Annotated in this window: 9 protein-coding genes and 2 tRNA genes; all 11 read right to left on the reverse strand. The window is 34.0% G+C overall.

Annotated features, from left to right (window positions below; translation table 11 throughout):
- Positions 1 to 181: 181 nt before the first annotated feature.
- Entirely contained in the window at positions 182 to 1,096 is a 915-nt protein-coding gene (locus GXX20_05215) for a transposase (GenBank protein ID HHW31062.1), read from the reverse strand.
- A 534-nt stretch (positions 1,097 to 1,630) separates the two neighbouring features.
- Positions 1,631 to 1,706 (reverse strand) — tRNA-Thr (locus tag GXX20_05220).
- A gap of 3 nt (positions 1,707 to 1,709) precedes the next feature.
- A tRNA-Gly gene (locus tag GXX20_05225) sits at positions 1,710 to 1,783 on the reverse strand.
- Between the two features lie 188 nt (positions 1,784 to 1,971).
- Positions 1,972 to 2,568, reverse strand: coding sequence for an RNA polymerase sporulation sigma factor SigH (gene sigH / locus GXX20_05230; GenBank protein HHW31063.1), 597 nt, complete (start codon positions 2,566 to 2,568; stop codon positions 1,972 to 1,974).
- Between the two features lie 456 nt (positions 2,569 to 3,024).
- Positions 3,025 to 4,128, reverse strand: coding sequence for an IS200/IS605 family element transposase accessory protein TnpB (gene tnpB / locus GXX20_05235; GenBank protein ID HHW31064.1), 1,104 nt, complete (start codon positions 4,126 to 4,128; stop codon positions 3,025 to 3,027).
- A gap of 33 nt (positions 4,129 to 4,161) precedes the next feature.
- A complete protein-coding gene (gene tnpA / locus GXX20_05240) occupies positions 4,162 to 4,560 on the reverse strand; it encodes an IS200/IS605 family transposase (protein HHW31065.1) in 399 nt (132 codons plus the stop codon).
- Between the two features lie 159 nt (positions 4,561 to 4,719).
- A complete protein-coding gene (locus tag GXX20_05245; protein HHW31066.1) occupies positions 4,720 to 5,241 on the reverse strand; it encodes an NYN domain-containing protein in 522 nt (173 codons plus the stop codon).
- Positions 5,242 to 5,244: 3 nt separating this feature from the next.
- The gene (gene rlmB, locus GXX20_05250) at positions 5,245 to 6,090 is read right to left on the reverse strand and encodes a 23S rRNA (guanosine(2251)-2'-O)-methyltransferase RlmB (protein HHW31067.1); all 846 of its coding nucleotides are present in this window, start codon (positions 6,088 to 6,090) and stop codon (positions 5,245 to 5,247) included.
- A gap of 105 nt (positions 6,091 to 6,195) precedes the next feature.
- Complete coding sequence (locus GXX20_05255; protein ID HHW31068.1) at positions 6,196 to 6,636, reverse strand: Mini-ribonuclease 3; 441 nt, start codon at positions 6,634 to 6,636, stop codon at positions 6,196 to 6,198.
- A gap of 395 nt (positions 6,637 to 7,031) precedes the next feature.
- Positions 7,032 to 7,850: a sporulation peptidase YabG gene (locus GXX20_05260; GenBank protein HHW31069.1), complete on the reverse strand. Its 819-nt coding sequence runs from the start codon at positions 7,848 to 7,850 to the stop codon at positions 7,032 to 7,034.
- 255 nt (positions 7,851 to 8,105) lie between these two features.
- Positions 8,106 to 8,775 (reverse strand): hypothetical protein (locus tag GXX20_05265; GenBank protein HHW31070.1); only part of this gene is annotated, 670 nt, incomplete at its 5' end.

Below are 8,775 nucleotides of genomic sequence, written 5' to 3' on the forward strand. Positions count from 1 at the left end.
ACCTGCTGGTTTTTCAAGGGCAAAGTTACAGGCTAACACATTCAACCATGAAATCCCAGTAATGGGTATGGGGTGCTCGGAAAATTAAGTTCCGCACTGCTCGAATTTATACTTGCCAAAAACATTTGTCAAGGAGGAAAGCGAAGCGATCCTTGATTAAATAATTATTAGCGATACCATACTAAGCAGCATTTTCAGTGAAATAATGTTCTACCATCTCATTTGGTGTCTTAAAATTTAGGATTTTTCTTGCTATGTTATTATATCTATTAACATATCTTTTAAATGCTTTTTGCATTTGCTCATAACTATTAAAATGTCTTTTACAATAAAACAATTCATTATCTATCCTGTGGCTACGCTCTACTATTCCGTTTTGCCAAGGCGAATATGGACGTATTCTTTTGTGTTTTATTTTCAGTTTCTCCAAGCATTTCTCAAACATCGATTTTTTACTTGTTTTATCAGAGTCATTTACAAATTCTAGTCCATTATCTGTTTGCACTAATTCTATCTTAAATCCCAGTTTTTTCTCTAATCGCATCAGGAAGTTTGATGTTGTATATGTACTGTTTTCCTCTACTATTTCCATGTATCTCTTCCTTGAATATTCATCAATAGCTGTTATCTGATAATACCTACTGTGTTTACTTGCAAAACCAATACATTCATTGGGAACATATTTCACGTCTATTTGTACTCTTTCCCCTGGATAGATAGCCGTAGCTTTCTGATATCTAGTCTTTGTATAACTTCTATGCTTTTTTGTTTCACTTAATTGCATTTTCTTTATCTGTCTACACATAGAATCATACGTTCTTTTATACCTTGCATCTATTAATTTTCGATATACTTGTGCCAGGTCTTCATGACCATGATAACGATATTTATGTTTTATTAGTTCCAGTTCTTCCCGTGTATGTTGCTCTGGGTGTGAATGAGGTCTTCTACTTTTATTAACCAAAGATTGTACTGTGCCATCATATCTTTTTCTCCAACGCCATACCTGTTGACGGCTTGTATGATATCTTCTTGCTGCTTTTGCATTATTATCATGTTTTATTGCATATTCAACTACTCTTTGACGGAATCGCATTTCTTCTGTTAAATTGTTTTCAAAGGAAAGATACCTCCCATTTTTGTTTTTGTGATAATAAACATTATATCAGAGGTCTTTCCTTTTTTCTTATCTTCTTGTCACATATGTATTATCTTATATCATAGCAATTTATCTCCCACCTATAGAGGATAGAAGAATTCTTGCTGATTCTTCTCTTAAATCAAAGAAAAGAAAACCTTTACTCATACAAGAATTAATTTAATATACATTTTCTCACCATTACTAACTGTTATAATTTTTTCATTATCATAAATATTACGAACTGGCCCATAGTAACTTGAGCATCAATTAAAGGTTTATCTAAATATCTATTTGCAATATTTTTTTGAAGCAGAAACGGTGCACATTCAAAATTATTATAAGGATTCCGTATTTTGACATATATAAGAAGTTTCAATAATGCCCGGGGAAAAATAAAAAAGCTCAATTCAGTTTTTTGAATCAAGCTCTTTTATTTTTCTCCGGTTGTTGCAATATTGTTGCACTTTTTTCAAAGTGTATTTTGTAATGTGGAGCCCTCAATCGGAATCGAACCGATGACCTCATCCTTACCATGGATGCGCTCTGCCTACTGAGCTATGAGGGCACATGGAGCGGGTGAAGGGAATCGAACCCTCGCAGTCAGCTTGGGAAGCTGATATTCTACCATTGAATTACACCCGCAACATTTATATAAACATTGCGATTAAGTTCAAAAAATAAAATCTCTAAAACAACCAAAGTAGCTTAAATATTTCATTTATTTAAGAAATTTAACACAATAATAAACCCTAAAGCGAATTGTATTATAACACAAATAATAACTCTCGTCTAGTATTTAAACAGTCATAATTCTAATAAATCTTAAATTATTATCTTCCCTCTTCAAGATATTTTAATAATTTACGTTTTACTCTTTGTATCGCATTATCTATGGATTTTACATGCCTGTCCAACTCCGCGGCAATCTCATGATAGGATTGCCCTTGTAAATAAAGGGACAGAACCTCCTGCTCAAGTTCACTAAGCATCTCAGACATCTTTAATTCAATTACCGAATACTCTTCTCTGCTTATTACTAATTCTTCAGGATCGGTTATACTTTCTTCACTTATTATGTCCATGAGTGTTCTGTCAGAATCTTCTTCAAAAACAGGCTTATTAAGAGAGATGTATGAATTAAGCGGTATATGCTTTTGTCTGGTGGCGGTTTTAATAGCAGTAATTATTTGCCTAGTGATGCAAAGTTCTGCGAATGCTCTGAATGATGCAAGCTTGTCCCCTCGAAAGTCCCTGATAGCTTTATATAATCCTATCATGCCCTCTTGAATAATATCCTCTCTGTCCGCACCTATTAAAAAGTATGTACGGGCTTTAGCACGTACAAAACCTTTATATTTATTAATCATATATTCAAGGGCAAGGTCATCTCCTTCTTTTGCTTCTTCTATAACATCCTCTTCTAACATTGAATCATAGATAGTAGCTGATTGAACAAGTACATTTGAATTCAGACTCAAACAGACGCCCCCTTACCATGTCAACAAATACATCCCCAGACCTGCTAACTTTATGTGTACACGACATATTATATGAAACAAAATATATTATGTCAAGCTAATAAAGCTTATTTGACAACTATCTCCAATAAATTTCGATCAAGATAATTCTACATTCAATTACATTATTTTACATTTTAATGGTATATTATCTATTTTCTACATGAATTATATAAAAATTATTGATATATAATGTTATACAAATTAAGTTTACGTCCGAAAAAATTTCTTATTTTCTATAAGATTTATTTAAAACAATTATTTGACACTCCCCGTGACTAAAGTCAGGGGATTCTCTGGTGGTAATCGAAAGCCCATTTCTGGTATCCGTAGTTCCCCAGAGTTTAGGATGTGCCATCACCCCTCCTAAGACAGTGCATATAGCATCTTAGGCTGGCAGACTATCGCTTTCGCTACACCATCTGCCACAGGTGCTAACATTATATTTATCGCACCTACTCTATCTCTGTGTGTTCTATATCCGCATACTTTGCATACATACTTCCTATCTTTTGACTTATTTAAACTCCCACAGTGTGGACATCTTTGACTTGTATATTCCGGATTTACGTATTCAACTCTTATACCTTCTAAGTTAGCTTTGTATTCTATATATTTTACAATACGATAGAAAGACCATGTATGCATATTCTTTTCGTTTTTTCGGCTTGTTCTTGCCGTGTTTCTGATATTCGCCAGTCTCTCTAAACAAATTACTGAAACATTATTTTCTACTGCATAATTAACTATTTGCCTGCTTATTTTATGGTCTTGGTCTTTCATCCACCGTTGTTCTTTATCTGCCATTTGTTTAATCTTTTTTAATTTCTTTGCTTTACCAAGTTTTTGTCTTAATGATTTATATTTACGTCTAACATATTTGTTTTGTCTACCATTACCCCAAAATCTAGTTTTACCATCGCTGGTTACTGCTACAGCAGGTACTTTTAATCCTAAATCTACTCCCATTATATTAGTTCCTCTGCACTGCTCTTCAGGTACTTCTACTGATATTTGAGCAACCCATTTATCTGATTTTTTGGTTATTCTCAAAGTGCCTGCCTTATTTTTTAACTGTTCCTTTTGATAATCAGTTAATAGTGCTTTTACTTTAATTCTTTGTACCTTACCATCAATCCAAACCGGAAAACTCAAATAGTTATCTTTAATCTTATAATTCTGATTGTTCCATATACATACTGGTTTCTTTAATATAGACAGTTTTTTAGTTTTTTTATATTTTCTATAAACACTTTTAGCGTCTTGTATTGCTTGATTTTTTACTGCACTCGGTAGTTTTGCTTCAATATCTTTTGATGTTAACTTAATGTTTTTATTGTTAATTATATTATTGTTAATTATATTTTGAACAATACCATTAACTGTAGATATATATTCGTTTAAAGTTTCTTCTAAGTATTGTCTTTCTTCTTTGCTGGGAAGTATTTTAAATTTTACTGTTATTTGCATAATTGACCTCTTCTACTTATACACTCTTTCTATCTATACATTTTTCTGGTTTTCTATATATTTTTGTATTGTTTCTTCGCTTACACAACCAATAGTGCAACAAAAGTATGAGCGAGTCCATAAGGAAGGTATTCTGCTTCTTAATTCTGGATATTTATTTCTTAATATTCTACTACTTGTTCCTTTAAAATATCGTATTAATTCATGCAATGGTTGTCGAGGGTCAAAACTTATAAACATATGAACATGGTCTGGCATTATTTCCAATGCTTTTATTTCTACATTTTTTTCTTTTGCTATATCATAAAATATTTGTCTTAAATCTTTTTCAACATTACCAATTAATACTTTACGTCTATATTTAGGACAAAAAACTATATGATATTGATTAAGATATACAATTCCGTTTTTATGAATATATTTATCATTCATTGGATATGCGCCACCTTTCAAATTATAATATATCATAACATTAGATATATGCCAAGTATCTAATTTGCATTGGGTCAAGATAAGCCTTCATCCCATGACTTAAGGCATGAGCTTTCGGCTAGGTTTTTGTAAAAATTAAAATCCCTCTTTAAGTATCCTTTATTTACTCCCTGATTGACCTCCTCTTCTGATCTTCTCTAATTTTTCCAATATATCGGGCTTTATCCGAGATATAACGTCATGGGTTTTGGAAGAGTAAGGTTCCACATATTTCCCCCATTCAGTATTTGTCCTGTATATGGCCTCCTTTAGTTCTTTGGGTGACATTCTAACACCCCCACTACCCAGAACTATTCTTTGCTCAAGATAATCAGATGTTACTACTCTTATGGTGTATATATCGCTATATTGATGAACAAATCTTTCAATATAATTGTCAGCAGTTTCCTTTTCCTTAGTATAAACCACTGTCAGCATGTCAAAGCTTTCTTCCTTATGCTGGCTTCCTTTAACATGATGAGCATCAAATACAACTATTATTTTAATCTTACATAATCCCTGATAGTTGGATAAAATATTAAGGAGCCTATCTCTACAGTCCTCCATAGATTCCCGCTGAAGATCGAAAACATCCGTCCATGCATTAATTACATTATAAGCATCAACAACCAAACATTCCATGAACTAAGTATTTTTCTTACTCCTTTGTCTTAATATTTCGTACATTACAACTGCTCCTGCAACAGATGCATTAAGAGAAGAAATTTTGCCCTTCATGGGTATTTTCACAAGGAAATCGCAGCTCTCCTTTATAAGTCTACCTATTCCTTGTCCTTCGCTACCTATTACAAGAGCAATTGGACCAGTAAGATCTTTATCATAAAATATTTCTTCCTCTCCAGTATTGTCAGTTCCAACAACCCAGATATTCTTCTTTTTCAAATATTCTATAGTTTGGGATATATTGCTTACTCTGGCGACAGCCACATATTCAACAGCTCCTGCAGATGCTTTTGATACTACAGGGGTAAGGCCTACAGCCCTCCTTTTTGGTATTATCACTCCATGAACTCCAACAGCATCAGCCGTTCTTAATAATGAACCAAAATTATGGGGATCATTTATTTCATCAAGAATAATTATAAATGCTGGTTCGTTCTTAGAAGAAGCAGCTTCTAAAATATCATCAACTTCTACATATGCCTTAGCTGATACTAATGCAATAACACCTTGATGAGCCTTGGTCTGAGACAAACTATTCAATTTTTGGCGCTCAACCTCTTGTACTACTACCCCATTTTCTTTTGCAAGAGCAATTATTTGAATAATTGAGCCTTCTCTTTCACCCTTGGCAATAAGTATTTTATTAATGCTTCTTCCTGACTTTAATGCTTCTAAAACAGGATTTCTTCCTTCAAGTATGTCTTCTCTTGTATCCATATCTAAGTTTCTTTCAGAAATTTTCTTATCTGAACAATTTTTTTTATTTTGATAAGCTTTGAATCCTGAATAATCCTTATTTTTCGTCATAATTATACCACTCTCTTTTTCGTTTTTTCCTTTGTATCTTTTTGTATCTTATTATTCCTTTTATATTTATTCTCTTATTTTACATTATATCTAGTTTTCATATGGTTAATGTTCTTCTATATTATGTCCTGCAATTGACATGCCAAGTACCTGCATCAACCTTGGGTACTGCTTTTTTAAGTATAGATAACCCAACAGCGATTCAAATCCTGTAGCATATTTATACTCTGTGACATCTGCGTTTTTCGGAATGGTATTTGACTTGGCATTTCTTCCTCTACGCACTATATTTTTTTCTTCATCAGTTAAAAAATCTATTAGTACATGTATAATATCTGACTGTGCTTTAGCTTTTACATAATGAGTAGCCTGCTTATGAAGTGCATGAACAGGAGAATTTCCCTTACACACAAGATATGTTCTGATATAAAGCTCAAAAACCGCATCACCTATATAGGCAAGAACTAATGGTGACAGTTCATCCACATCCTTTTCACTTATATCGCCTGTCTCGCATACTATACCTTCCAGAAAAAAATCCATCATTTATTTTTACATCTTCCTTATCTGATATTTTTAATCCTTTACTATTCTTTTTTATTAATATCCTTTTTGTATTCTTATACAATATTACAATATTATGATGAAAAATTCCAGACAGAATTCCAGACAGGAGAAAGGGGACATTCCTTCACTTTTTGCAAATTTCTTGAGGGACACTCCTGCACTTTATACACTTTTTGTCCTTTTCTTATGCAATATAAATGCAGCAGACATAAATAACCATATCTGCTGCATTTATCTCAAATGCATAAATAAAAGTGAAGGAATGTCCCTCTTCCAGTGCCCCATTTCTTATGTTATCTTTTAGATTGCTTGCTTTATGTTTGCTTATATAGCCTACATATTAGTGATAAAAGTGCAGGACTGTCCCCCTTTTCTTACCTCCATCTAAGGTGTCCTCTTGTGTCTATTCCCCATATGCCCTTTTCGCCCGAACTGGTTAGAGCTGCCACCTCCTGAGGAGTTACAAGTTTTCTTTCATCTGTGAGGGCAACTTTCTGTGATACTGTAGCTGGATCCAGTGCATGTATCAGTATTCTCCCAGGAGAGCTTGCAAAATTGGCCCCAGCACTCATTATCGCTTCATAGTATGACTGGCATGCCCCGGCAACTATACAAAGCTTATCAAAATCAGGCTGATATTTTCTGGCTTCTCTTACAGCCTCAATAAAGTATCTTGAGTTCGCATAACTATTAATGTTCTGTTTGTCTGCATTCTTCTTAAAGCTGTCATGACCGGTAAGAACAAGTATATCAGGTCTGTAATATTCTAAGTATTCTCGTACTACCAGGGGCTGGTCTTTTTCGCTGGCATATTTCCCAACTATTGCCACACCGGCTCCTTTATAATAATCAAAACTCTTGTATAAGAAGTCCTTGCTCCCATCAATATGCAAAACTCTTGCCGCTCTTACCCTTCCCCACAGGAATGCAGGTCTATATACTGGAACACTTCTTCGATATGCATTTCTGGCTGAAGCAATAAATTCTCTTCTTACCTCTTCCAGAACTTTTCTGGTATCTTGCTTTTCCAGGTCTACTGCTTTAGCATCAGCTATAATTCTGTAGGTTACACCTCTTAGTATACAGACTTTTTCTCCATCTCTCTTCAAAGAGATTTCTTCGACAGTAAAGTAAATATCCCCTCCGTATGACTTTCTTGTAACTATATCTCCTATTTTTATGTTATTATCCATGAATACCCTCTCCACTAGATATAATGCATGTTACATAATATGCATTATATCTATGTTTGGGGTATGTCCGGAATTTTCAATAAATAATAAGGACACTACAGCAGTTAAAAGGAAGTCTGTCTTTCATCTACCGTAGTGTCCTCATCTCAGTTACACATTTTATTTATATATTCATTAACACATTTTTAAATAAACATATTAACTTGTTATTTTTTGTTTACCTTATTTAATTCTAAACTTAATGTTTATTTATACTCAAAACAAACTATTGGCAATTTCCACACTGTGAGATACCAACAGTGTACCGCCTTCCGGTCCAACCTTATTGCTTGCCACAACTGCACTGTAACCTCCGCCTTTTACTGCAGCTTCGGTAGGAAGGTATCCCAACGCATCACAGGCAAGCTGTGCAAGAAGTACCTGCTTAGCTTTACATCTTGCTCTCATCCTCATGCCATACTCAATGTACAGTTCAAAAGGATTGGTAATTATTACACTGTCTGCTATTCTTAGTACATGCAATTCCACATCAAAGAAATCCTTTTCTTGCTGGATTTGGAATCTTGTAACTATTGCATATGAAATATATATTTCTTCTTTTGCACTTGCAGGTAATTTAGGATACCAGTTTTCTGTATCAAAAGTCATTCCATTTTTCTTAAGGATTTCTTCGCAGATTTTCTTGTGCTCCCTGTATTCTTCCAGTGAAACTCTCCTCATAGGCAGCTTCAGCTGGCTTACTACATGCTTCAGTTCTGCCTTGTCAGGTTCCTTATCCTTTATCTGGTTATATGCAAATGCCACAGCTCTGCCTATTCTCTCTCCAATTATATACAGCCCTCTTTCATCATACATTTCCCATCCAGCTTCATTTGGATCTGTTACATTTAAATATGTGTTTAGAGCTGCATCTGTATCTGGTGAA

The sequence above is a fragment of the Clostridiaceae bacterium genome, assembly GCA_012840395.1.
In the GTDB taxonomy this organism is placed as follows: Bacteria; Bacillota; Clostridia; order Acetivibrionales; family DULL01; genus DULL01.

Coding starts and splice junctions, on each gene's coding strand:
- GXX20_05215 (HHW31062.1), bottom strand. CDS start 1,096: ATGCGATTCCGTCAAAGAGTAGTTGAATATGCAATAAAACATGATAAT.
- sigH (HHW31063.1), bottom strand. CDS start 2,568: ATGTTAGAAGAGGATGTTATAGAAGAAGCAAAAGAAGGAGATGACCTT.
- tnpB (HHW31064.1), bottom strand. CDS start 4,128: ATGCAAATAACAGTAAAATTTAAAATACTTCCCAGCAAAGAAGAAAGA.
- tnpA (HHW31065.1), bottom strand. CDS start 4,560: ATGAATGATAAATATATTCATAAAAACGGAATTGTATATCTTAATCAA.
- GXX20_05245 (HHW31066.1), bottom strand. CDS start 5,241: ATGGAATGTTTGGTTGTTGATGCTTATAATGTAATTAATGCATGGACG.
- rlmB (HHW31067.1), bottom strand. CDS start 6,090: ATGACGAAAAATAAGGATTATTCAGGATTCAAAGCTTATCAAAATAAA.
- GXX20_05255 (HHW31068.1), bottom strand. CDS start 6,636: ATGATGGATTTTTTTCTGGAAGGTATAGTATGCGAGACAGGCGATATA.
- GXX20_05260 (HHW31069.1), bottom strand. CDS start 7,850: ATGGATAATAACATAAAAATAGGAGATATAGTTACAAGAAAGTCATAC.